Origin of the sequence: Streptococcus sp. DTU_2020_1000888_1_SI_GRL_NUU_041A (assembly GCF_032387735.1) — a bacterium.
GTDB classification, from domain to species: Bacteria; Bacillota; Bacilli; order Lactobacillales; family Streptococcaceae; genus Streptococcus; species Streptococcus sanguinis.
On sequence record NZ_CP135591.1, the window covers coordinates 1,475,048 to 1,498,610 of the forward strand.

The 23,563-nt window shown below is 42.8% G+C and carries 19 protein-coding genes and 4 pseudogenes; 4 read left to right on the top strand and 19 right to left on the bottom strand.

Features of this window, described 5'->3' with window-relative positions; all coding sequences use genetic code 11:
* The first annotated feature begins 2 nt into the window (after positions 1-2).
* Positions 3-533, top strand: a complete 531-nt coding sequence (locus tag RSK81_RS07195) for a transcription repressor NadR (RefSeq protein WP_002924370.1) — start codon at positions 3-5, stop codon at positions 531-533.
* Positions 534-655: 122 nt separating this feature from the next.
* Here RSK81_RS07195 and RSK81_RS07200 read toward each other — a convergent pair whose 3' ends face one another.
* From RSK81_RS07200 to RSK81_RS07265, 14 genes and pseudogenes are all read right to left on the bottom strand, one after another.
* The gene (locus tag RSK81_RS07200; RefSeq protein WP_002900174.1) at positions 656-952 is read right to left on the bottom strand and encodes a hypothetical protein; all 297 of its coding nucleotides are present in this window, start codon (positions 950-952) and stop codon (positions 656-658) included.
* Positions 953-996: 44 nt separating this feature from the next.
* Positions 997-1,466, bottom strand: a pseudogene (locus RSK81_RS07205) (8-oxo-dGTP diphosphatase).
* A 22-nt stretch (positions 1,467-1,488) separates the two neighbouring features.
* Entirely contained in the window at positions 1,489-1,890 is a 402-nt protein-coding gene (locus RSK81_RS07210; RefSeq protein ID WP_268681568.1) for a hypothetical protein, read from the bottom strand.
* A 96-nt stretch (positions 1,891-1,986) separates the two neighbouring features.
* Positions 1,987-2,430 (bottom strand): hypothetical protein, encoded by a 444-nt coding sequence (locus RSK81_RS07215; RefSeq protein WP_268681569.1) that lies wholly within the window; start codon positions 2,428-2,430, stop codon positions 1,987-1,989.
* A pseudogene (locus RSK81_RS07220) lies at positions 2,408-2,943 on the bottom strand (hypothetical protein). Before RSK81_RS07220 ends, RSK81_RS07215 begins: the two are co-directional and overlap by 23 nt.
* Positions 2,933-3,478, bottom strand: coding sequence for a DUF1697 domain-containing protein (locus RSK81_RS07225; protein ID WP_101771423.1), 546 nt, complete (start codon positions 3,476-3,478; stop codon positions 2,933-2,935). Before RSK81_RS07225 ends, RSK81_RS07220 begins: the two are co-directional and overlap by 11 nt.
* Positions 3,479-3,514: 36 nt before the next feature.
* Positions 3,515-4,012 carry a GNAT family N-acetyltransferase gene (locus tag RSK81_RS07230; RefSeq protein WP_101771424.1) on the bottom strand — a complete coding sequence of 166 codons (498 nt, stop codon included), beginning with the start codon at positions 4,010-4,012 and terminating at the stop codon, positions 3,515-3,517.
* Between the two features lie 22 nt (positions 4,013-4,034).
* The gene (gene uvrB / locus RSK81_RS07235; RefSeq protein ID WP_125338538.1) at positions 4,035-6,023 is read right to left on the bottom strand and encodes an excinuclease ABC subunit UvrB; all 1,989 of its coding nucleotides are present in this window, start codon (positions 6,021-6,023) and stop codon (positions 4,035-4,037) included.
* Positions 6,024-6,184: 161 nt separating this feature from the next.
* Positions 6,185-7,133 (bottom strand): annotated as a pseudogene (locus tag RSK81_RS07240) (CPBP family intramembrane glutamic endopeptidase).
* Positions 7,134-7,301: 168 nt separating this feature from the next.
* The gene (locus RSK81_RS07245) at positions 7,302-7,895 is read right to left on the bottom strand and encodes a hypothetical protein (RefSeq protein WP_002924341.1); all 594 of its coding nucleotides are present in this window, start codon (positions 7,893-7,895) and stop codon (positions 7,302-7,304) included.
* Positions 7,879-9,765, bottom strand: a complete 1,887-nt coding sequence (locus RSK81_RS07250) for a DUF3114 domain-containing protein (protein WP_002924340.1) — start codon at positions 9,763-9,765, stop codon at positions 7,879-7,881. The genes RSK81_RS07245 and RSK81_RS07250 overlap by 17 nt, the downstream gene beginning before the upstream one ends.
* The gene (locus RSK81_RS07255) at positions 9,755-10,114 is read right to left on the bottom strand and encodes a hypothetical protein (protein WP_002924339.1); all 360 of its coding nucleotides are present in this window, start codon (positions 10,112-10,114) and stop codon (positions 9,755-9,757) included. The genes RSK81_RS07250 and RSK81_RS07255 overlap by 11 nt, the downstream gene beginning before the upstream one ends.
* Positions 10,107-10,400 (bottom strand): TIGR04197 family type VII secretion effector, encoded by a 294-nt coding sequence (locus RSK81_RS07260; protein ID WP_002920946.1) that lies wholly within the window; start codon positions 10,398-10,400, stop codon positions 10,107-10,109. The genes RSK81_RS07255 and RSK81_RS07260 overlap by 8 nt, the downstream gene beginning before the upstream one ends.
* A gap of 74 nt (positions 10,401-10,474) precedes the next feature.
* Positions 10,475-11,420: pseudogene (locus tag RSK81_RS07265) on the bottom strand (CPBP family intramembrane glutamic endopeptidase).
* A gap of 195 nt (positions 11,421-11,615) precedes the next feature.
* Between RSK81_RS07265 and RSK81_RS07270 the strand changes: the two are divergent.
* Both RSK81_RS07270 and RSK81_RS07275 read left to right on the top strand, forming a co-directional pair.
* A complete protein-coding gene (locus tag RSK81_RS07270) occupies positions 11,616-13,784 on the top strand; it encodes an ABC transporter substrate-binding protein/permease (RefSeq protein WP_315686331.1) in 2,169 nt (722 codons plus the stop codon).
* Positions 13,784-14,524 (top strand): amino acid ABC transporter ATP-binding protein, encoded by a 741-nt coding sequence (locus tag RSK81_RS07275; RefSeq protein ID WP_002895249.1) that lies wholly within the window; start codon positions 13,784-13,786, stop codon positions 14,522-14,524. Before RSK81_RS07270 ends, RSK81_RS07275 begins: the two co-directional genes overlap by 1 nt.
* A 56-nt stretch (positions 14,525-14,580) precedes the next feature.
* On the opposite strand, the gene RSK81_RS07280 is transcribed toward RSK81_RS07275, so the two are convergent.
* The 5 genes from RSK81_RS07280 to RSK81_RS07300 all read right to left on the bottom strand — a co-directional run bounded on the left by RSK81_RS07280 (position 14,581) and on the right by RSK81_RS07300 (position 21,414).
* Positions 14,581-16,359, bottom strand: coding sequence for a serine hydrolase domain-containing protein (locus RSK81_RS07280; protein WP_315686335.1), 1,779 nt, complete (start codon positions 16,357-16,359; stop codon positions 14,581-14,583).
* A 66-nt stretch (positions 16,360-16,425) separates the two neighbouring features.
* The gene (locus tag RSK81_RS07285; RefSeq protein ID WP_315686338.1) at positions 16,426-18,207 is read right to left on the bottom strand and encodes a serine hydrolase domain-containing protein; all 1,782 of its coding nucleotides are present in this window, start codon (positions 18,205-18,207) and stop codon (positions 16,426-16,428) included.
* A 102-nt stretch (positions 18,208-18,309) separates the two neighbouring features.
* A complete protein-coding gene (locus RSK81_RS07290; protein WP_315686340.1) occupies positions 18,310-19,122 on the bottom strand; it encodes a CPBP family intramembrane glutamic endopeptidase in 813 nt (270 codons plus the stop codon).
* Positions 19,123-19,327: 205 nt separating this feature from the next.
* Positions 19,328-21,109, bottom strand: a complete 1,782-nt coding sequence (locus tag RSK81_RS07295; RefSeq protein WP_315686342.1) for a serine hydrolase domain-containing protein — start codon at positions 21,107-21,109, stop codon at positions 19,328-19,330.
* A gap of 113 nt (positions 21,110-21,222) precedes the next feature.
* Positions 21,223-21,414, bottom strand: a complete 192-nt coding sequence (locus RSK81_RS07300) for a hypothetical protein (protein WP_002904688.1) — start codon at positions 21,412-21,414, stop codon at positions 21,223-21,225.
* A 617-nt stretch (positions 21,415-22,031) separates the two neighbouring features.
* On the opposite strand from RSK81_RS07300, the gene RSK81_RS07305 reads away from it, so the two are divergent.
* Positions 22,032-23,558 carry an ATP-binding cassette domain-containing protein gene (locus RSK81_RS07305; protein WP_315686345.1) on the top strand — a complete coding sequence of 509 codons (1,527 nt, stop codon included), beginning with the start codon at positions 22,032-22,034 and terminating at the stop codon, positions 23,556-23,558.
* Positions 23,559-23,563: the final 5 nt, after the last annotated feature.

Here is a 23,563-nt window from a genome sequence, read left to right on the forward strand (position 1 = left end):
TTTTGTTTTACAATGAAGCTATGACCAAGCAAAGACGAGAAGAACTATTAAACCTTTTGAAAACATCATCTGCTGCCCTCAATGGCCAGTCACTGGCTGAACATTTCCATGTGACTAGGCAGATTATCGTGCAAGATATTGCCCTCTTGCGGGCTGATGGTGCCCCCATTCTCTCAACCAACCGTGGCTATCTTTATAAAGACCGCCAAGAAAGCACAGCTTTTCATCAGCTCTTCAAGGTTCAGCATGGGGCTGAGGATATGGAGGCTGAGCTGCTGGCTATCGTGGATAATGGCGGCCGCGTACAGACTATTTTGATTGAACATCCAGTTTACGGCGAAATCCAGACTTACCTGAAGCTGACCTGCCGCCGAGATGTCCAGCATTTTCTCCAACAGGTCGCATCCTGTGCCTTTCGCCCCTTATCTGAGCTGACAGATGGAGTCCACTATCACCTAGTACAAGCCGACTCCCAGCAGGATTTGGACTATGTAGAATCTGCCTTGAGAGACCTAGGATTTTTACAGGAATAAATAGCAAGAAAAAAAGACTGATTAGGCTCCAACCTAGTCAGTCTTTTTAGTACATACTCTTGCGCCAACCGGCTTTCAAATGATAGATAGTCGCTATAAAAATCACTGATAAAACAATCAAACTATTCTTTAAAAGAAATTAAAAAAATTAATATTCCAGAAAATACAATACTAATAATTGACAAGACCAAGACCCTAATCTCGTTTAAATCTGTGTACAAAGAATAAAGAAAAATGAGTAAATTAAGCAAAATCACTGATCTATAAAACCTAGATTGGCTCTGCTTCCATCCTTTTAAAGTATGAAAAGCAAATGGAAATCTCAAACCGAATCCAGCATTTCTAGAAGGAAAAAAATGGTTTAATCCCAAAAGAAAAAATGCAACAATAGCAATCCATAATGAAATCATGACAGTCATCCACCTTTCTATCTTTGCACTTCAGACACAAAAGGAAACATTTTTTAATACATACTCTTGCGCCAGCCACCTTCTATCCGCTCTCGTGATAGTAATATTCTGACAGTTCCTCATCTTCCATCATACGCAGAAGTTCTAACATATCGTAGGCCAAGTCCAGCTGTGGCAGGGTTTCCTTGTCTACCCAAGAGATCTCTCCCTCTTCAGTCGAATGAATCTGACCAGAAAATTCAGTCGCTTTGTAACAAAAGACAATGTAGCGAATCCCCTCATCCGTATGCCAGTTCTTTACCCCAACCAATTTCGGATGAGAAATAGTCAACCCCGTTTCCTCTAAAATCTCACGCACTACCGCATCGTGCAAAGATTCGTCCTTTTCAATATGACCACCCGGAAAAGCATATCCAGACCAAGGATAGCGCTCTGGAGAGCGATACTGCATTAGGACTTTACCACGTGGCGTATCTTCAACAAGGCAGATGTTTGTTAGAATTGTTTCTTGGGAACGTGACATGAGTTCTCTCGCTTTCTATTTGTTAATATTCAACTTGAAATTTCACTTCGGAGTTCATCATAAAAGGATTAACTAAATCGTGGTATTCACGATAACCATGAAGCAAAGATCCCCTGACAATGATAACTTCTCTATCTACTATTTTAAAATCTACTGTAATTGGAATGCGTGAATCTTCTATAAAAGAAAAAGCTAAAAGCGAAACACCCCAGATACAAAAAACTACAAAAGCACTAAAGAGCTCTAGAATAAGATGGCGCTTTTGACCTACCCTTGATTTATAAAATCGACCCCATAAATGGAACAATAAGGTTAAACAAAGGCAAAAAAACCAGAAATTCCACATAGTTGGAATAAATGCTAAACCAAATGTTAATAAAATAAGATGAAAAATGACAAAGGATAACAAGGCAAGATAAGCCATTCTGAACACATTTAAATATTTCAAAATAATTTTTCCTCTTCTCGAGATTATGACTAGATCTAAAACAGGCTATGGATTTGCTCACTTTCTAAGTTATTAAAACATATCTTCGTTATATTTCACTTCTGACTTCATGATAAAGGGATTGATCAATTCATGATGTTCATAGGTACTATGGACCACAAAACCTCTGACAATGATGATTTCTTTATCTTGTATATGATAGTCTATATTGATGGGAATGGCTGGATCCGAGATAATTGACAAAGCAAAGAATGCCGAAAACCAAAGATAAAGCGCCACCAATCCACTGAATAATTGAAAAATAAGGTGGTACCAGTGAAAATCTCTTGTCCTAAAAAAGACTATCCAAGGATGGATAAAGAAGGTCAAACAAAGAATAAAAAACCAACTATTCCACAAAACTGGAGTAAAGGATAGACCAAAAGGTAACAAAATCAAATGAAGAATAACAAAGGTTAGCAAGGCCAGATAGAGTGTTTTAAATGAAAATAACTTAGATAGATTTTCTTTGGTCATGTTTTTCCTCTTTTTTTCATTATATTTTAAAATCAACATCGTTAACGCTGAAATGAAGAAAAAGATTAGATAGGTAGCAATCGGAAACCAAACATAGCGAGAATCCAAACTGATTAGAGGTGGTGCAAAAAGTTTTCCACCTTTTGACCGAATTCCTATAAAATAATGGATTAAGAAAACCGGCCCGTTCAGATAAAGAAATCCTTCCGCTAAAACCTTCAGAGAAGTAAATCCTTCTTTTCTCAAGCTACCAAATCGAGAATAATAAGGAATAAGCACCAAGAGGACCAAGTTTACATATAAAGGACTAATATAATTAAAATGACGAAGTGGAGCAGGAATGCTCTCATTACCAAAAGTTAAATATCCCACACCAATCGCAACAACTATTAAGACTAAAAAATTTAAAAAAGCTTCTACTACCCGATGTTTTTCCAACCAAAGACTAAACTTGTTCTTCTGAATTTTTACTTTTCTTTTGTTTTTAGTTTTCTTTTTGGTTTTACTTTTCATTCACCAACTCCACAATCTTCTGGAAAGTCTTGCCGTTTCGTATAGTCAGTTGCTTGTAGAAAATAGATTTGAGCAGTTTCTTATGATAGTTGGACTTGAGATAGTCCGCTTGGTCAGCATTGCTATAAAAGAAAGCCGTCTGCCCGAAATGCAGCTGCTCCTTGTCATTTGCCCAACTGCCTGCCAGCTCTTGAACGCTCTCCCTGTCTGCCTCCGGCAGATAAAAGAGGACATCTCGGCGAAAGGCTGTTTCATCCTGCCACCAAGTAGGCAAATTGGCTGTTTCTTTTTCAAGCATGGCAGAGCTGACAAGGACAAAAGGCAGCGGAAAATCGTAAGACCGACTAAAATAAGCAGTCAAGCTCTCCCGAATCCTCTCCTCCTGCTCCTCGCTATCAAAGAAAAGATTGCCGCTATTGATGTAGGAAACCGGATTTTTAAAACCCAACCCAGCCAAATCCTTCTTCAAATCAGCCATCACGACCTTGTTTTTCCCGCCGACATTGATGCCACGGAGTAAAAGTGCATAACGCATATAGTGCTCCTTAAAAATATATCTATTGTTTTCAGACTAACTATTCGAGTTTCTAACGTAAATCATCCGTTTTTCTTTCACGGCTTTTCCTAAGTCAATGACCTTTCCCTCACCGTCAAAAACAAAACCCATTTTTTCATAAAAAGCGATGGCACGTTTGTTATCTTCTAAAACCCATAATATAATCTCTTGATAACTATCCAAGCCAGCAAAAGCAGCCTGCATTAACTGCTGTCCTACACCCTTACCATAATAATCTTTTAAGACATACAAGGCGAAAATTTCACCAGCTATCCTAGCTGGATCTCGAAAATCACCGTAGCTAACAAAGCCGACCACTTTAGCATCATCCAAAGCGATTAAGGTATTTTCAGGATAATTTTGACTATAAAATCGGCACTTATCCAAAGTCATTTGTTCTTGAAAATCCGCTGGTAAGATGCCATCATAAGCTTCTCGCCATGTCTGCCAATGAACTCTGGATTTCCCTTCTATCTCCTCAGCCGTTTCCATTGCTTTGATTGTGATGACCATTTGTTTTTCTCCTTGATACCTCTCAATCCATCGCTTTTATTTCCAGAATCATATCACGTATCTGAGCTGCCAGTTCGAAGTCGAGGAGTCCGACAGCTTCTTGCATCTGACCTTCCAGTTTCTTAATCATGTCCTTGCGCTCTTGCTTGTTGAGGCTTTCGATTTCGACAGTTTCTTCCTTGTCTGGCAGGGCTGCCTTGGTCACGCTTATCAGGTCACGGATTTCTTTCTTGATGGTCTGCGGTACAATGCCATGCTCTTCATTATAAGTCATCTGGATTGCCCGACGGCGGGCCGTTTCATCAATAGCTCGCTGCATGGACTGGGTTATAGTGTCCGCATACATAATTACATGCCCTTCGCTGTTGCGGGCTGCCCTTCCGATGGTCTGGATAAGCCCACGTTCGTTGCGGAGGAAACCTTCCTTGTCTGCATCAAGGATCGCTACCAGACTAACCTCGGGAACGTCGATTCCCTCGCGCAGCAGGTTAATCCCAACCAGAACGTCAAAGACACCCAAGCGCAAATCACGGATAATCTCAGTCCGCTCCAAGGTCTTGATGTCCGAATGCATGTACTTGACCTTGACACCCATTTCCTTGAAGTAGTCGGTCAAGTCTTCAGCCATCTTCTTGGTCAGGGTTGTGATAAAGGTACGTTCGTTCTTTTCAACACGGGCATTGATTTCACCCAAGAGGTCATCAATCTGTCCCATGGTTGGACGGACTTCCACTTCTGGATCCAGAAGCCCTGTCGGACGGATAATCTGCTCAATAACAGTATCCGTCTGTTCATTTTCATAGTCACCCGGCGTAGCCGATACATAGACAATCTGGTGAACATGGCTTTCAAACTCCTCCCGGCGCAGCGGGCGGTTATCCAAGGCAGACGGCAGACGGAAGCCATAATTAACCAGCATCTCCTTCCGAGAGCGGTCGCCATTGTACATACCCCGAATCTGTCCCATGGTCATGTGACTCTCGTCAATCATAATCAAGAAATCGTCAGGGAAAAAGTCCAGAAGGGTATAAGGCGGCTCTCCTTCACTTCGACCATCCATATGGCGAGAATAGTTCTCAACGCCGTTTGTATAGCCCATTTCACGCAGCATTTCGATATCATACTCCGTACGCTGTTTCAAGCGCTGGGCTTCCAGAAGCTTGCCTTCTTTCTCAAAGATAGCCAGCTGCTCCTCCAGCTCAGCCTGAATCTTAGCAATCGCCACTTCCATGTGGTCTTCATTGGTCACGAAGTGAGTAGCTGGGAAGATGGCCAAATGGTCCACCTCACCCAAGACTCGACCTGTCAAGGCTTCAACCTCACGAATCCGGTCAATCTCATCTCCGAAAAACTCTACTCGAAAGGCATGCTCATCCCGAGAAGCTGGGAAAATCTCCACCACATCACCACGAACACGGAATTTCCCCCGCTGAAAGTCAATGTCATTGCGCTCAAACTGGATATCTACCAGATCATTAAGCAACTTGTCACGGGAAATCTCTAGTCCAGGACGCAGGCTTACCACGCTGTCTGAGTATTCCTTAGGCGAACCCAGACCGTAGATACAAGAGACCGAAGCCACGACAATCACATCATTCCGCTCTAAAAGAGCCGATGTCGCTGAGTGACGGAGCTTATCAATCTCGTCATTGACCGAGCTATCCTTTTCAATATATGTATCGCTGGAAGGAACATAAGCCTCAGGCTGGTAGTAATCGTAGTAGGAAACGAAGTATTCCACCGCGTTATTGGGGAAGAATTCCTTGAATTCACCATAAAGCTGACCGGCCAGCGTTTTATTATGGGCAATAACCAGAGTTGGCTTGTTGACCTGAGCGATAACCTGACTCATGGTATAGGTCTTACCAGTACCAGTCGCCCCCATGAGAATCTGAGCCTTCTCTCCTCCCTCTATATTATCCACCAACTGCTCAATAGCTTGAGGCTGATCACCTGAAGGCTCGTACTTAGAAACCAATTCAAATTTATTATCTGTTATTCTGTTAATCATCTTTTATTCCTCAAATTGTGCTTCTATCATTTTACCATATTTGCCCTATTTTCTCTGGATTTGGGTGTAGGTAGAATGGCCACGCTTCTACCATCGTCTGTCCCTTGTCACACATCTCTTTAAAAGACATAAAAAATGCCCAGCTCAACTGGGCGAAATGGTTATTTCTTAAAAATCAGCTCCTGAGGCAGGCGATTTTCTTTCTTTAATGACCAGTAAAGATAGGCAATGCAGCCAATCAGGACGATAGTGGCAAAAATAGATCCTTCAGCACCAAAGGCTCCACCAGACAGCAAATCCACAGAAGATTGCGAGCTATAGTTCAAGATAGAGGTAGATGCTCCTTGGCCACTGACCTGAATACCATAGATATTTCCTTGCACAAAATTCCAAGCGCCGTGCATACCAGCCAGTACCCACATATTGTCATACTTGAGCATAAGGAAACAAGCAAAGATACCGTCTAGTATGATATTGATAATAGAAAGAACGGTCACACCAGGGTTAAAGAGGTGCAGTGCCCCGAATAGAGCACTAGAAATCAAGATACCAATGAAGATATTTGACTTAGCACTAACTGCTGGAAAGAGCCAACCACGCGTCACTAGTTCTTCTGTTCCGCCTTGTAGAATCCAGAAAGGAATGATAGCTAGGACGAAAATAAAAGACTGCAAGTTAAGCTGACCTAATTTCAGACTGCCTGTCCTCGTCACCAAGAGCAAGACAACAACCAGTGAAAACTGAACGGCTCCAATAAGGAAGCCTTTGAGGAGATTTTTTGAACCAGTCTTCTTTATAGAATCCCAGACTAGAAAAAGGACGCTTCTCACGATATCGAACCCAGAGGAAGACAACAAGAGCGATAAAAAAGAAAGTAAATAGTTCAAAAAATAGACTATAGTGACGGAAAAATTCCATAAGTGCTGCTTGTCCGCCAGTAGGGTTTGTCGCACGGAACAAAATACCAATAACAAGCCCAATCGGAAACATTCCGAACATTCCAGCAAAACGACCTACATAAACAAAACCAATAGCAATCAAGATAGCCAACCAAATCGGCGGAATATAACGCGATTGCTTGATATCATCCAACATACGAGATTTAAACATATAATTATTCCTTTCCTCATTTTAATTTATTATAGCATATTATTTTAGGATGAGCAAAAGAGGATGGTCTGAACTATTTTAGTTGTCTTATCAACTTCAATACTCTAGCCCTTCTCAGTTCCTAAACCATTGACGCTATATTACTAAATAATAAATTAGAAAAATCTATCAGTCCCCTTCGTTTTCTCTACTAATCTCTTCAATGTTTGCCATTTCTTCGTCTAACCGTTTATCAAATTCTTCCTTGTTCTTGAAGGGATAAGAATAAGTCCGCCAAGTGTACCATTTAAGCCCTTCCTCGCCTTTATAATACCATTCTATCTTGGTTGGCAGAAAATCTTTGTTGTATGTGATGCGCACCTTTGAAAACTGATCTTCTTCCCTGTAGATGTATTGTAACTCAAATTCGGGTGGATATTTTTCTTTTAATAAAGATTTATTCACTAGCGATTCAGGTGAGCGAGTAATTTGATAGTTTGATTTTTTTATTTCATCAGTTGTAAAATTCGAATTTAAGAGTGCAGAAGAAAACTCAAAGTTTTTCATTCTTATAAAAAATTCTGTTGCATTACTGTTATTAGCTCCTCCATAAATAGAATTATCTTTTATAGCAGCCTGATTAGGATTAAAAAATTTTTTATCATATAGATCAAAACCTTTGCCATAATGATTGCCTCTACTTTTTATAGACTCGGGATTTTGAACTAACACAAAGCGTTTCTGCTCAAGAATTTCCAGAGCGTTATTAGTGGTCCCAACCATAGTCCTTACTATTAGAATAATCGCTATAACCAGGAGTAGCACCAAGCTTATTCGCATACTCTTTATATTTATTATACTCTGCCACTTTTTCATCTTCGGACATACCCTTTGTTCTTTCTTGCCAAGCTTCATAATCTTTATGCCCTCCTCCTTTTACAATATCTGCATACTGACCGCCCTTTTTGCCCAAATCTTCTTCAGATTTGAAGATACTCTTAGCTTTTTGCCTGAGTTCAGAGTCTGCTGGCTGTGTAACATCCAATCTATTATGTTGGTCAGCATAAATTCCAGTGACTGCGTCATTATTCCCTTTTGACGGACCGTAGTTAAAAGACTCTGTATTAGCAATTTCATGCAATTCATCATGAGTATAATGTTCTGGATTGGAATCATATCTACCATTAGGTAGCTTATGCTGATCATAGGCATCCCACTGTGTCTCAAATTCTCCTGTTTCGAGATTCACAATAAATTCAACCATTCGAGCATTATTGAAACCTTTTTTGGGATTAACAGTGCTTTCTTGAGGAACTTGAACTTTCATATTGTAAGGACGTCTGAAAACATCTGTATCTTTATCATAACGATTATGATAGTTAGCTCCCGTAGTATAATCAAAGGCAAGCCCTTGCTCTTCACCGTACGCCAAAAGCTTTTCATAATCACTAGCTCCCTCATAGTTATTTCGAATATAATAAATTGCTTGACGATCAAGATAATAGCGAAACAGGTGAATTTGTTGACCTAAGCCAGATTTATCTTCCTTAAGAGATTTGTCCTTAAAAGTCAAAATTACATCTTTTCTAAAATACATTAAAAAATCTCCATGAGGTGACATTTTATCAGAAAATTTATGAGTAGCACTGGTTAAATGCATGAAATTATGTTCATCCACTTCAGCTCCTAAATGTTTGAGAACTAGTTCTAATTTTTCTCTGGAACTCATCTTACTTGCTGCATACATGCCTGTATAGACGTCAGATCCTACTTCCTTTGTTTGAGCATATAGTTCGTCACGTTTACTGTAGAACTCTTGGCCTGTCTGAAGTTTTGCTGTGCTTGATTTAACCTGATTGATATAATTCTTTACAGCCGCATCATCCCAACCATCAACTTTCTTCAACTCTTCAGCCTGTTGGCGCAGTCCCGTGATATAAGAATTGTATTCCTTCCATGAAAGATTTTGTGGTCGCTCAATCTGATATTTCTTAGCAAAATCACGATTTGCTTTTAGTTCTCCCGCTACTGTCGTCCACGATAAATCTGCAGGAATACTATAGGTCCCTGTATTAGCATCCCAAGAGCTGGCTAGCTGCCCCACACCAGTATCAATTGCTTGCGCCAAAGCGTCAATATCTCCAAATATTTCAGGAGAACTAGCATTAAAAGCTCTGAGTTTATCCAATTTTTCTTGAAGTTTATCTCGAGCTGCGGAATAGGTATCTCCAAGTTTCTGCAGTCCCTGTAAACGCTGAAAACTTCCCGAACTAGTTGACTTGCTCGCTGCAATGGTATCTATTGAAGCTTGATTTGCTACAATAAGCTGGTCATAATGCTGAATATCCTCTATTAGCTTATCCTCTTGTAAATCCTCATCTGCAACTTGTGCACGATACTCCTTTGGAAGAGACTTAACATCTTCCTGAGTGGCCTCAGCCAATGCTACTCCAGTTTCTTTTAATGGAATAATGACACTGGTAATAAAAGCTCTAAAGGAATCATAAGCTTTACCAGATAAGTCCGAGACCGAATTTTCCACTTGTTCGAGAGAATTCCCTAATTCTTTATAGCTATCCAACTGGCTTTTAGTCATAGCTGTAGTACTCTCAACTTGCGAATCTAAACTTCCGCAATAAACTTCAATTCCCATCTACTTTATCCTCCGTTTGATTGATTCTGATACGTTCATGATAAATGTCATTCAAATCATCTTCTAGCTTACGCTTTTGAAGGTTAATCTCATCCAAATCATCTAAAAAACTCTCAGAAACAATATTCGATTCATGAAACGCTTCTGAATATAACTGTTCAAAAAAAATTCTGGAAGAGGGATAAGATTCGAATGAATCCCAAAGTTGAATTTGTGCTTCTGAACGATACCAATCGAAATTTTCTTTTTGGTTCTCCAACAATCTTTTTTCCCTCAGCAGTCTTTCCTCCTGCAAAAACAAGCCCGCTTCCTTTTCTCTCAGTTCATCAAGTTTCTTCTCTTTATTCACGATTCTGTCCTTCAATTAAACGAAACCTTCCAACACTATCCTCATCAACTGCTTGAAATTGCTCAGCCACACTTTTGATATTAGTGCAAGCTGATTGAATGGCCAACGAAATATCCTTGGCTTTACTTTGAGAAAGATCTATTGCATGATGCGCAGAATCATTTCCCAAAAGTTTAGTCTTTTCATCCTTGGAAGCATTTGAAACACTAGCTAGGGCATCTCCTCCAGTCTTCATAGCTGACGCTAATTGTTGAACGATCAAAATATCGCTTTTAATTTCTTTCATTGACTCTTCCCTCAAATTCACTTTTATAACCCAATTCTAGCATATTATTAGGCAAAATAAAACTGCTCTTTATTTTAACACTGTTTCTGCATCTTTCCCACTAATTCTGTCAAACTTCCGTCTTTTTTCATCCTGAAAAGCAAGTAAAGCACGGTTAACAAGAGATTGAACGAGCTGAAAACAGAGGCTTCAGCGCCGAAAGCTCCACCAGTCAGCCAGCTCCATTCTGACTTAGGTATAAAGTTCAGTACTGCCGCGTCAACGCCAGTACCACTAACGCTGAAACCATAGATATTTCCTTGGGTAAAGTTCCAAGCAGCATGAAGTCCTATAATCCCCCAGACATTGTCCGTCCGAAGCAGATAAAGACTTGCAAAGAGGGCAAATAAGGCAATGTTAAGAATGGGAAGAATACCAATATCTGGATTGCCTAGGTGCAAGAGGGCAAAGAGCAGGCTTGAAGTCAGCAAACCGATGGGCAGATTGGTCTTTTTGACAGCAACTGGCAGCAGCCAAGCCCGTGTCACTAGCTCTTCTGCCCCGCCCTGAATCATCCAAAGCGGAAGCAAAATCAAGATATAGAGGAAAGGCCCCATCGTCAGCTGTCCCCATTCGAAAGAGCCAGCTCCGCTCAACAGCATAAGCAGAGCGACTAGACTAAAGAGGAGAGAACCTACTGCCAATCCTTTGACCAATTCCACTAAGCTTCCTTTTTTAACAATGCCTAGAGTCGCGAGCGGTCGTCCTTCAACCCAGTGCACCCAGAGAAAGAGAGCCAGTATCATAAATACAAAGCCGAACAAGAGAAAAGGTAGGGCAAAATTGAAAAAGATTTCAAAGAATCCACCTTGACCTAAGAAACCTAGCATAAGACTTAGGACAGCCGAAATTGGCTCCAAAGCAAGATAGGCCAACTGCTGACCCCCTTGCACGAAAACAACTGCCAGTAAAAGAGACAAAATATAAGAAGGGACAAAAGCGAGCTTGATTGACTCCGTCCAAGATACGTGATTTTTTCATAAGAACCTCATTCTATCCTTGCTTTCATTCATTTCCAGTATAGCAGACTTTACATTAAGAACAAAGAAAAGTTACGGTTCTTCTTACAAAAAACACAGAGTTCATATGTCAGAAAACCTAACATAAAAATAGGAGAAATTTGCCTAATCAGTGATTTTTTGCTATAATGCTAGAATGCTAAAAAGGAGGAAGAAAATGAAGAAAAAATTCTTAGCAATCTTGCTAACATTATTTCCATTTTTTGCGTTAGGGGCGACAGCCCAGGCAGATACGGTCAAAATCGTATCCGATACTGCTTACGCACCATTTGAATTTAAAGATTCTGATCAGACTTACAAGGGGATTGACGTTGATATCATCAACAAGGTCGCAGAAATCAAGGGCTGGGACATTGACATGAGCTTCCCAGGCTTCGATGCAGCTGTCAATGCCGTCCAAGCTGGCCAGGCGGATGCCATCATGGCTGGTATGACCAAGACAAGCGAGCGTGAAAAAGTCTTTACCATGTCTGATACTTACTACGACACTAAGGTCGTTATCGCGACGACCAAGGCAAACACCATCAGCAAATATGAACAGCTGAAAGGAAAGAAAGTCGGTGTCAAAACCGGAACAGCTGCCCAACGTTTTCTTGAGAAGAACAAGGACAAATACGGCTACACTCTCAAAACCTTTGACACAGGTGACTTGATGTATAATAGCCTTTCTGCTGGTGATGTCGATGCAGTGATGGATGATCAGCCGGTCATTGAGTACGCCATCAATCAAGGCCAAAACCTGAAAATTTCTATGAAGGGTGAGGCTGTTGGAAGCTTTGCTTTTGGTGTCAAAAAAGGCAGCAAGCACGAGCACTTAGTTACAGAGTTTAACGAGGCTTTGGCGCAGATGAAGGAAGACGGCAGTCTGGATGAAATCATCAATAAATGGACGGCTTCTAAAGGCAGCTCTGACTCCGCTGTTCCAGAGACTTCTACTCCTTCCGGTCAAAAAGCTACTCCGACAAAAGACAAATACATCATTGCCAGCGACTCATCTTTTGCTCCTTTTGTCTTCCAAGATGACAGCAACCAATACACTGGGATTGACATGGAGCTGATTAAGGCTATTGCCAAAGACCAAGGCTTTACTGTGGAAGTAACCAACCCTGGCTTTGATGCAGCTATCAATAGCGTTCAGACCGGTCAGGCTGACGGAATTATCGCCGGCATGTCTGTCACAGATGCCCGTAAGAAAACTTTTGACTATTCTGACCCTTACTATACAGCCAACTCTATCTTGGCAGTCAAGGACAGCAGCAATATCAAGTCCTACGAGGAACTCAAGGGCAAGACAGTCGGTGTCAAAACCGGTACCGCTTCTCAGACTTTCCTTGAGGAAAACAAGAGCAAGTACGGCTACTCTATCAAGACTTTCTCAGACGCAGCTTCCATGTATGACAGTCTCAATACTGGCTCTGTCGCAGCTGTGATGGATGATGAGCCCGTTGTCAAATACGCTATCAAACAAGGTAAGAAACTTAAAACACCTATCGAAGGCACCCCAAGCGGCCAAGTCGCTTTCGCAGTCAAAAAAGGCAGCAATCCTGAGCTGATTGAGATGTTTAACAATGGACTTGCTAATCTAAAAGAAAGCGGCAAGTACCAAGAGATTTTAGACAAGTATCTGGCTAGCGAGGAAAAGGAATCCACAGTAGATGAGTCAACTATTTGGGGCTTGCTGCAAAACAACTACCAAGAACTTCTTAAAGGTCTGGGGGTGACGATTGCCTTGGCCCTGATTTCATTTGCGATTGCTATGGTCATTGGGATTATCTTTGGTATGTTCAGCGTCAGCCCTTATAAACCGCTGCGCTGGATTGCAGAAATCTTTGTTGATGTCATTCGCGGTATTCCGCTGATGATTGTGGCAGCCTTTATCTTTTGGGGGATTCCTAACCTAATCGAATCCATGACTGGACAACAAAGTCCAATCAACGCTTTCGTTGCAGGAACCATTGCTCTCTCTCTCAATGCCGGCGCCTATATCGCTGAAATTGTCCGTGGAGGTATCCAGGCCGTACCAGTTGGACAGATGGAAGCTAGCCGCAGCTTAGGGATTTCCTACTCCAAGACCATGCGCAAAATTATCCTGCCACAGGCAACCAAGATTATGTTGCCAAACTTTGTCAATCAGTTTGTCATCGCACTCAAGGATACAACGATTGTCTCAGCTATTGGACTGGCCGAGCTCTTCAAAACAGGTAAAGACATCATCGCCCGTAACTATCAGAGTTTCCGGATGTATGCTATCCTAGCCGTGCTCTATCTCATCATTATCACGCTCTTGACCCGCTTGGCAAAACGCTTAGAAAAGAGGATTAAGTAATGGCAAAATTAAAAATCGATGTGAACGATCTTCATAAATATTACGGGGAAAACGAAGTCCTAAAGGGGATTACTGCTAAATTCTACGAGGGCGATGTAGTCTGCATCATCGGCCCTTCTGGATCTGGTAAGTCAACCTTCCTACGCAGTCTCAATCTGCTAGAGGAAGTGACCAGTGGAACCATCACGGTTGACGGCTTTGATCTGACGGACAAGAAGACTGACGTGGATCTGGTCCGTGAAAATATCGGTATGGTCTTCCAGCACTTCAACCTCTTCCCGCACATGACCGTTCTGGAAAATATCACCTTTGCTCCTGTTGAGCACAAGCGCTTGACCCAAGACGAAGCAAATAAGCTGGGTATGGAACTCTTGGAAAAGGTCGGCTTAGCTGATAAGGCAGATGCTAGTCCAGACAGCCTGTCCGGCGGTCAAAAGCAGCGGGTGGCAATTGCTCGAGGTCTGGCCATGAATCCAGACATCATGCTCTTTGACGAGCCTACTTCTGCCCTTGACCCTGAAATGGTCGGCGACGTTCTAAACGTTATGAAGGATCTGGCCCAGCAAGGTATGACCATGCTGATTGTGACCCATGAGATGGGCTTTGCCCGTCAAGTAGCTAACCGCGTTATCTTTACCGCTGATGGTGAATTCCTAGAAGATGGCAAGCCTGACCAAATCTTTGACAATCCGCAGCACCCACGTCTCAAGGACTTCTTGGACAAGGTACTGAATGTATAAAACCAAACGAAGAGCCAGCTATAAGCCGGCTCTTTTCTTGTTTCAAAATTTTTAAACTACACCACCCACCACTGGTAAAGCGACCAGTAGAGAATATTGGCAACAATAGCCAGTGCAGATAGACTAGTTAGAACTGTCAAGAAGAGGCGGCCTTTTCCGAGATCCTTTCGAGCCTTGCTAAAGAGCGGAAAAACTGCACATCCTGCTAAGAACAATCCCAAACCTGCAAAGACCATATAACGCCACTGAGCGATGATACTGAGATCCGTTGCACTTGAGCTAAGTAGCAGCAAGAGTAAATTGCAAGCCACGGCCACTACTCCTGCAGCTGTCAAGATGTGCCACCATTTCCAAGTTCGATTTTGCTTTCCTTTTTCTTTGCCAAAGACCAGTCGATAAAGGACTAGCGCAAGTCGTACAAGTAGGTTTCCCAAAGAGTAAACGACACTAAGAGCTGCCAAAGCAACCAACCCAAACTTAGTCCAGATTTCCCTGTCAGGAACTCTCTCAAAATCACTGACCGGAGTAGCGATTCGCGTTTTACCATTTCCACTTTTATAAATAGTCCAAAACAAATGATCCATTCGCTCCGAGGACGGCTTCTTCATATGAAGCATATTACCTGGAAAGAGCTGGTACAAAGAAAGCGGACCTTGATTAAAATTCCGAAGGATTTGATAATAGCCTGGTTCGAACTTTTTCTGAGTCTCAGCACTGGCTGTCGAACGTTTTCCGAAAATCAATTCTGGCATGCCATCATTATAAATTTCTTCCACGCCTTGATTGGTCATGATCACCTGGCCGATACCATCCTTCAGATCCAGCAGGAGATAGCTGGAAAAACCATTTGTATTTCCTCCGTGCCCTAGCACTGTAACGCCAAATTTACTGGCCCAGAAGCCATGAGCATTACGAACTATGTCTGTATCAGGATAGGTTGCTGTCGTTGAATAGAGAGTCGTCCAAGTCTCCGACCGAGCAAAGAGAGTTTTTCGACTTAGCAGGGCCTGAGCAAATTTTTGAAAATCACTCAATGTTCCTGTTGCCCGACCAACTGGATACAGGCCGACTTCATAAAGAGCATCGCCTAACAGGCTGCCATCTGCCGCATATCCTTTTACTTGCTTGCGCTTGGCTTGGACATAAGCATTGTCGGACAAGTCTTGAGCTATGGCTGTTCTCTCCATTCCCAGAGGCTGGAAGATATGCTTATGAGCATAATCAACAAAGGATTGCCTCGAAATTCGCTCCACAATATAGGCAGCCAATCCAGTACTGTAGTTGGAATAAGCTGTCGTTGTACCTGGCTCAAAGGACTGAGCTGGCTGATATTGAAGCAGCAATTCCTCCAAACTCTTGCCCCCTTGCATATAGAGAGGAGCTTCGTCAAATCCAGACTGATGGTTCATCAAATCCAGCATAGTAATAGGCTTGTCATACCGGAGATTTCTAAGAAAGCCCTCTGGCAGATAGGTGCGAATATCTTCTTCTAGGTTAATCTTACCTTGCTCCCAGAGCTGCATGACAGAGACCCAGACGGTCAGCTTAGTCACGGAACCCCATTCAAAGACGCTGTCGTCATCAGCCTTGATGCCTTTTTCCTTATCCATATAGCCGAAATTTCCTTGATAAATGGTACCGTCCTTGTCAAAGACAGCCGTTGCCATGCCAGCGCTTGTCTTTTCATGTTCTTTGACATAGTCTTGAATCTTCTGACCAATTTTGTCTCGTTCCGTACCAGACGGCAACTTCTGCTCTTCAGCTAGCGCAGTGGCTGGGCGAAAAAGACCCAATGTTAAAATAGTTAGAAGTATGAGAACAACTGATTTTTTCATGAGATACTCCTTTGCAGAATTACACAGACAAAGCCCGCCTTCCCAAAGGAAAGCAAGCAACTTATATCACATCACCCACCATTGGTAAAGTGACCAATAGAGAATATTGGCGACAATAGCTAGGGCAGATAGACTAGTCAGAACTGTCAGGAAGCGGCGACCTTTTCCGAGACGCTTTCGAGCTTTGCTGAAGAGCGGAAAAACCGCACATCCTGCTAAGAATAAGCCTAGACCTGCAAAGACCATATAGCGCCAAGATTGAACAATTGAGTAATCCTGATTCATTGCAGCCAGTAAAAGCAGAATGAGATTGCCAGCAAACAGCAGCATTCCTAGAGAGGTCAGGCAATTCCAGACCTTCCAAGAGCGAGGAGCCGAACTTTTTGATTTACGCAGGATGAGACGGAAACTGCCAATCAAAGAACTAATCAAGACATTTCCCAAAGCAAACACGAGCGCCAGAGCTCCGAGAAACACGACTAAATAATGTCTAAAGAGAACTGAATCAGAAATTCTTTCCGCATTAAGGACACCAAATTCGAGGCGGTCAGCACCTTGGCTTCTGTCGATGGTCCAGAAAGTGCTCAGCAGATCCGGCTGATCTGATACTTTGTTGATCTTTTGGATAGCCCCAGGGATCATGAGCATGAAGGACAGTGGACCGTTATTATAACTTCTCAGATAGTGGTAAGAGCCGGGCTTGAACTGCTTTTTAGTAGCTTCGCTGACAGTCTGCATCTTGCCAAATATCAGCTCCGGCATTTGAACATTGTAAACTTGTTCATACAGTTGATTGGTTAAGATGACTTGGCCGATGCCATTTTTCAGATCCAAGTAAAGATAGCTAGAAAAGCCATCAGCATTACCACTGTGTCCAAGCAAGGTAACACCGTAGTGACTGGCCCAAAAGCCATGAGCATTACGAACAATATCCGTACCAGGGTGGGTAGAGGTTGTTGAGTAAAGCTCGGTCCAAGTTTCTGGACGATGAAAGAGCGTCTTACGTTCCAGCAAGGCCTGGGCGAATTTCTGTAGGTCTCCTAGAGTTCCCACAGCCCCTCCGATTGGGTACATCCAGAGCTTAAATGGTGTATCACCCAATAGCTTACCTTGGTCATCATAGCCTTTGTCCTCCTTGCGCTTTTCCTGTACATAGGCATTGTCCGATAAGTCAGGCAAGATAGCAGTCCGATCCATGCCTAGCGGCTCAAAAACATGCTCATGGACATAGTCTGCATACTTCTGCCCAGAAATCCGCTCCACGATATAGGATGCCAAAGCCGTGCTGTAGTTAGAGTATGATGTCGTCGTACCTGGCTCAAAGGACTGGATAGGCTGGTAATCGCGGAACTGCTCTTCCAAGTCGCTCTTATCTCCCTTTTTGTAGAGTGGCATTTCATCAAAGCCAGCCTGATGGTTCATCAGATCCAGCATGGTAATAGGCTTGTCAAAGCGAAGATTGCGGAGAAAGCCTTCTGGCAGATAAGTTCTGATGTCTGCTTCTAGGTCGATTTTGCCCTCTTCCCAGAGCTGCATGACCGATACCCAGACCGTCAGTTTAGTGATTGAAGCCCATTCAAAAACACTGTCATCGTCAACTTTGACTTTGTTTTCCTTATCCACATAGCCAAAATTTCCCTTGTAGATGGTTCCGTTTTTATCAAAGACTGCTGTTGCCATACCGGCCGTTGTCTTTTCATGTTCCTTGACAAAGTCTTGGATTTTCTGACCGATTTGGCTGCGCTCCGTGCCAGAAGGGAGCTTCTGCGAGTCAGCTAAAGCACCTGTCGGCCGGAAGATTCCTAGAGTTATAATCGTTAAAAGTGTCAGAATAAATGATTTTTTCATAGCATTTCCTTTCTGTTCAACTCAAAGATTCATATGAGCTAAGGTCAGATAATTTGTACAGTCTCCTTTTAATTTTAGAATCAGGCTATTCTTGTTTTTTAATCATGCGTTTTTCTCTTCCTTATCCGCCCGATACCAGAGATAAATACTGTAAAGGGTCAGAATGCCCAAGCCGCCAAGGTAAAAGAGGGAGTTGACCTGAGAAAAATCAAACTTATCAGCTAGGTTGATGCCGACAAAGGTTTCTATCAGAATGTCTAGCAGGGCGTGGAAAATCATACAGGCAAGGACAGACTTCGTCTTCTTATGCAGTGCAGCAAACCAGATGGACTGGACTATAGTTACAATGGTATAGACTAGAAAGGGATTCTGACTCCGATCATAAAAGCGGTCATAAAACCAGAGAGGAATATGCCAGCAAGCCCAAGCTAGTCCAGTTATCGAGGAGGCGATAAACATAGAGAACTTCTTTTCCAAAGCCGGCTGCAGAAAGCCTCGCCATCCAGGCTCTTCCATGCCACCAGCCAAGGTCATAAGGTAGATAAAGGATCCAATAAATGAAAGCAGAGCTCCGTCTACTAGCTTGCCTCCGGAAGCTAATGCAAAAGTCACAGCCAGACCTCCACTGAAGAGTAGAAGATAGAGCCAAGTTCCTTTCTTGCTTGAGAAGATAAAGGAACAGATGGCTTTGAAGCCTTTTATTTTCAGCACTATTAGGCTTGCTATCACCGGTCCGAACATACTGAGACTCGTTAGGAGGCCTTCCAGAGCCAGATAGAGTATAGGTGGATTTTCCGGCCAGAGATTTTTGAGAATGATAGCTAGCAACATAAATCCCCAAGTCCAGCCGAAGTTCCAGGCTAGGAACGGCCAGACTAGTTTTGGTTGTGGTTTGCTTCTTGTTTCATTGGTCATAGAACTTTCTCCTTTAAATGGTTTGATTTTTGTACTCTGATAAGGTCCTTGATTTTTTGCCTCATTTAGCCGCGCTCTGTATAAAAGACAGCTATTGTACTTCAGCTCCTGTTGAAAAATCACTAACCTTAGAATTGTGAAAAGAATTAATCAAACGGTTTCCCTCATGAGCTAGCCCATTCCCCCAGAAAAAACAAGAAAATAATCACAATGCCCACCACTGATAGAGGGACCAGTAGAGGATATTAACCACGATTGCCAGCGCAGATAGACTAGTCAAGACAGTCAGGAAAAGGCGGCTCTTACTCAGCCCTTTTCTTGCCTTGGTCAGAAGCGGGAAGACTGCACAGCCAGCTAGAATCAATCCCAGACCTGCAAAGACAATGTAGCGCCAGCTAGCTAAAAAGGTCAGATCGCTGGTAGCAAATGTGTTAAAGAGGAGGAGGAAGTTTATAGCCACACCTACTCCAGCTAAAGAAGTTAGGTAAGTCCAGATACGAAGAGATTTTGGTGTTTTAGATTGACCTTTTTTGAAGACCAAGCGGAAGAGATCCAGTCCGCCCCGTGCCAAAAAGAGAATGATACTGAAAACAAGTCCGACTGCCGCTGAAATAAGCAGAGCCCAGTCTGTAAAGAACTCGCTATCCTTGACTCTGAAGTTATCGCCATAGGAAGCTGTTACCTTAGTCTCGTCTCCACTACCGCTGACTACAGAAAAATTCTGGGTCAAAAGCGGATTGTCCTTAGATTTCTCGACAAACTGAGTGTAAAGCAAGGTTCTGGAGATAGACATAGGACCACTGGCAAAGTAGCGAGCAGATCGGTAATTACCAGACTGGAATTTGTCAAAGGTGGCTGAGTCCGTCTTTTTCTTAGGTCCAAAAACCAAGGCTGGCATTTCATAGTTATAAACCAACTCATGATCTTGATTCGTCATAATGGTCATACCTATACCATTTTTCAAGTCCAGCAGAATATAAGATGAGTAGCCAGTTGAGTTTCCTCCATGGCCAACAAGCGTCGTGCCGTACTCCCGTGTCCAAAAACCGTGCATATTGAGCGGCATATTCGTTCCTGGATAATTCGATGTTGCCGTGTAAAGGGTTGTCCAAGTCTCAGCGTGCTTGAAAAGCTTTTCTTTCTTCAAAAGCGCTTGGGCAAACTTCTGGAAGTCAGCCAGAGTAGAGACGGCATTCCCTGCCGGGTAAAGTCCTAAATGAAAATAGCTAGTTCCCATAGATGTCCCGTCCGCCCGATAAGAGATTTGCTCCATCCGCTTCTGGTAAATCTTTGGATTTTCTTTAAAGTCGGCTGATAGAGCAGTGTCTTTCATTCCTAGTGGTTGGAAGATATGTTCATGGACATAGGCTGAGAAGTCCTGACCAGATATTCGCTCGACGATGTAGGCTGCCAGACTAGCAGAAAAGTTTGAGTAGGCTGTCATGGTGCCTGGCTCGTAGGACTGTTCTGGCTGATTAACTGCCAGAATCTCCTCAATAGACAAGCCCTTATCTTCCTTGTAGGCATGGGTAGACTCGCCAAAGCCGGCCTGATGGTTCATGAGGTCTGTCATAGTAACGGGCTTGTCGTAGCGCAAAGTCTTCATAAATCCCTCTGGCAGATAGGTGCGAATGTCTTCGTCAAGGTCAATCTTGCCCTCTTCCCAGAGCTGCATGACGGAGACCCAGATAGCTAGTTTCCCGACTGACCCCCATTCAAATACACTACTGTCGTCGGCTTTAATGCCTTTTTCCTTGTTCATATAGCCAAAACTACCTTGGTAAATAGTCCCGTCCTTGTCAAAAACGGTTGTTGCCATACCAGCTGTTGTCTTTTCATGTTCCTTGACAAAGTCTTGGATTTTCTGACCGATTTTGTCACGGTCCGTACCAGACGGCAGCTTCTGCTCCTCAGCCAAGGCTGTAACCGGTCGGAAGAGTCCTAAAGTTATAATCGTTAGAAGTGTTAGAATAAATGATTTTTTCATGATATTTCCTTTCTATTTAGCTTCAACAATCGCATAGGCGATACTTCTGTATACCATTCGGATAAAAATTCTTAACATAGCTTTCTCCTTTCTTATGCAATAATTTACGATATCTAATCAAAGGCTACTGCTTCTACAGCCACCCTTGTCGCTTCATCTTTCTTGACATGGTCCTGAATTTTTTGGGCAATCTCAATGGCCGCCGTGTTAGACTTCAAAGATTCCTCCATCGTCTTAGCTTGAGGCGTTTTTACTAGCCCTAAGCTTAGGACTGTCAAAAGCCAGAGAAATAACGTTTTTGGCATGGTTTCTTACTCCTTAGATACAATTTAAAATGACGACCGGAATCTATCACATTCCAGCTCTTCTTATCTTTTACAAATTTTAGGCCTATTTGTATAATCATTTTATATATATAATTTTTATATACAAGACGATTATATATAATTTTCTGGTATATGTCAAATTTTTATATAATTAAAAAATTATATATCAAAATCAGCTTAAAAGCCTTGAAATCAATATTCTTAGAGAGTTTATAAAAATTTGCTCCAAAAATCTTTTAAAAATTTTTATTTATTTGAAAGCGCTTGACGAATTTACTTTCTTCTGTTAGACTTAAAGCAGAACTATTTCGGAGGTACACGGAGACATGAAAAATTAAGTCTATTTTTTAAAGGAAACTTTATTTAGTAGATTTTGTCATGTTTCTGCATATCCGCGGGATGTTCATTTTTTGTGCTTTCTAGCTTCTATTTGCTTATCTTTAGATGAATCCTGTCGCTCCTATGACAGTGTAAGCTGGAAGCCTATGAACGAATAATCCTACTTAGACACTCCTGTGTCTGCTTTGTGCAACTAAAAACAGCTCTGCTAAATAAAGCAGGGCTGTATTTTGTGTTATAAAACGAAGGAGACATCTATGCTTCAAATAAGAAATCTAACCATTACCCACCTAAAAGACCTGAAAGAGTTAGTCAAAGATTTGTCACTGACTGTCAATCAAGGAGACAAGGTCGCTATTATCGGTGAGGAGGGCAATGGCAAGTCCACCCTGCTCAAGCTCTTGCTAGACGAGCGACTGGTCAGCTACTATGTCAGCTACAGCGGACAGATTGATAAGTCCTATACTGCTGCTGTCTACCTGCCCCAGCAGCTGCCTTCAGAGGATGCCCAACTGACGCTCAATGACTATTTCTTTGCTGATTTTGAGACCGAGCTGGACTATGCCAAGCTCTATCGCTATGCTGGAGAGCTCAACTTTGACAGCCAGCGTTTTGCCAGTCAGCAACCGCTCGCCAGCCTATCTGGAGGAGAAAAGCTCAAGGTCCAACTCATCAAGAAACTAGCCAGTGATTGGGACATTCTCTTTCTTGATGAGCCCTCTAATGACCTCGATCTCGAAACTCTGACTTGGCTGGAAAACTTTATCAGCCACAGCCAGAGAACGGTCCTTTTCGTCTCTCACGACGAGCACTTCCTCGCTCAAGCTGCGACCAAGATTGTTCATCTGGAGCGAATCAAAAAGAAGCAGGAGGCCAGAACCAGCGTCAAGAGTCTGGACTATGAAAATTACCGCCATCAGCGTCAGGAGGCCTTTGAAAAACAGGGACAACTAGCACGGAAAGAGCGAGAAGAACACGCCAAGACCATGGAAAAACACCGACGGGTTAAGCAGAGTGTGGAGCATACTTTACGAAACACCCATGATGCTACTGCAGGTCGACTGGTGGCTAAGAAGATGAAAAACGTTCTCTCGCAGGGCAAACGATTTGAAAAGGCAGGCGCTGAAATGACCGAAATCCCGACACAGGAAGATGTCATCAGCCTTCACTTCTCAGACATAGAAGCTCTGCCATTGACCAAAAGAATCCTCAAATTAGAAGGAATGAAACTGAAAACAGACGAACGACAACTGGCAAAGAACCTGACTCTGGAAGTCTGCGGCCAGGAAAAAATCGGGCTGATTGGTGCTAATGGTGTAGGCAAGTCTACTCTGCTTAAGGAAATATGGAAGATTCTGCGTGAGCGGACAGATATGCAGGTCGGTTATATGCCCCAGCATTATGGTGACTTGCTGGCTGATGAGAGCAGCCCTTTGGATTTTCTGGCTCCCTCTGGCGACAAGTCCCAGGAGGAGAAAATCCTGACGCATCTAGCCAGTCTCCAGTTCACGCGCGACGAGGCCCGTCACCCGATTGGGCAGCTTTCCGGCGGTCAAAAAGCCAAGCTACTCCTGCTCAAACTAGTCCTAGACCGTCCCAATGTCCTCCTGCTGGACGAGCCAACCCGCAACTTCTCTCCCACCTCTCAGCCGCAGGTTCGCCATCTGTTGGCAACCTATCCTGGCGCCATCATAGCTGTCTCCCACGACCGAATCTTTCTCAAAGAAGTCTGCCAGAAGATTTATAAACTGACGGAGACAGGGTTCGAAGAAGTTGAACTATAAGCAAA

Excerpts from the sequence above, each read along its gene's own strand:
- RSK81_RS07200 (WP_002900174.1), bottom strand. The coding sequence starts at position 952 with ATGACTGTCATGATTTCATTATGGATTGCTATTGTTGCATTTTTTCTT.
- RSK81_RS07210 (WP_268681568.1), bottom strand. The coding sequence starts at position 1,890 with ATGGCTTATCTTGCCTTGTTATCCTTTGTCATTTTTCATCTTATTTTA.
- RSK81_RS07215 (WP_268681569.1), bottom strand. The coding sequence starts at position 2,430 with ATGACCAAAGAAAATCTATCTAAGTTATTTTCATTTAAAACACTCTAT.
- RSK81_RS07225 (WP_101771423.1), bottom strand. The coding sequence starts at position 3,478 with ATGCGTTATGCACTTTTACTCCGTGGCATCAATGTCGGCGGGAAAAAC.
- RSK81_RS07230 (WP_101771424.1), bottom strand. The coding sequence starts at position 4,012 with ATGGTCATCACAATCAAAGCAATGGAAACGGCTGAGGAGATAGAAGGG.
- uvrB (WP_125338538.1), bottom strand. The coding sequence starts at position 6,023 with ATGATTAACAGAATAACAGATAATAAATTTGAATTGGTTTCTAAGTAC.
- RSK81_RS07245 (WP_002924341.1), bottom strand. The coding sequence starts at position 7,895 with ATGGTTGGGACCACTAATAACGCTCTGGAAATTCTTGAGCAGAAACGC.
- RSK81_RS07250 (WP_002924340.1), bottom strand. The coding sequence starts at position 9,765 with ATGGGAATTGAAGTTTATTGCGGAAGTTTAGATTCGCAAGTTGAGAGT.
- RSK81_RS07260 (WP_002920946.1), bottom strand. The coding sequence starts at position 10,400 with ATGAAAGAAATTAAAAGCGATATTTTGATCGTTCAACAATTAGCGTCA.
- RSK81_RS07270 (WP_315686331.1), top strand. The coding sequence starts at position 11,616 with ATGAAGAAAAAATTCTTAGCAATCTTGCTAACATTATTTCCATTTTTT.
- RSK81_RS07275 (WP_002895249.1), top strand. The coding sequence starts at position 13,784 with ATGGCAAAATTAAAAATCGATGTGAACGATCTTCATAAATATTACGGG.
- RSK81_RS07280 (WP_315686335.1), bottom strand. The coding sequence starts at position 16,359 with ATGAAAAAATCAGTTGTTCTCATACTTCTAACTATTTTAACATTGGGT.
- RSK81_RS07285 (WP_315686338.1), bottom strand. The coding sequence starts at position 18,207 with ATGAAAAAATCATTTATTCTGACACTTTTAACGATTATAACTCTAGGA.
- RSK81_RS07290 (WP_315686340.1), bottom strand. The coding sequence starts at position 19,122 with ATGACCAATGAAACAAGAAGCAAACCACAACCAAAACTAGTCTGGCCG.
- RSK81_RS07295 (WP_315686342.1), bottom strand. The coding sequence starts at position 21,109 with ATGAAAAAATCATTTATTCTAACACTTCTAACGATTATAACTTTAGGA.
- RSK81_RS07300 (WP_002904688.1), bottom strand. The coding sequence starts at position 21,414 with ATGCCAAAAACGTTATTTCTCTGGCTTTTGACAGTCCTAAGCTTAGGG.
- RSK81_RS07305 (WP_315686345.1), top strand. The coding sequence starts at position 22,032 with ATGCTTCAAATAAGAAATCTAACCATTACCCACCTAAAAGACCTGAAA.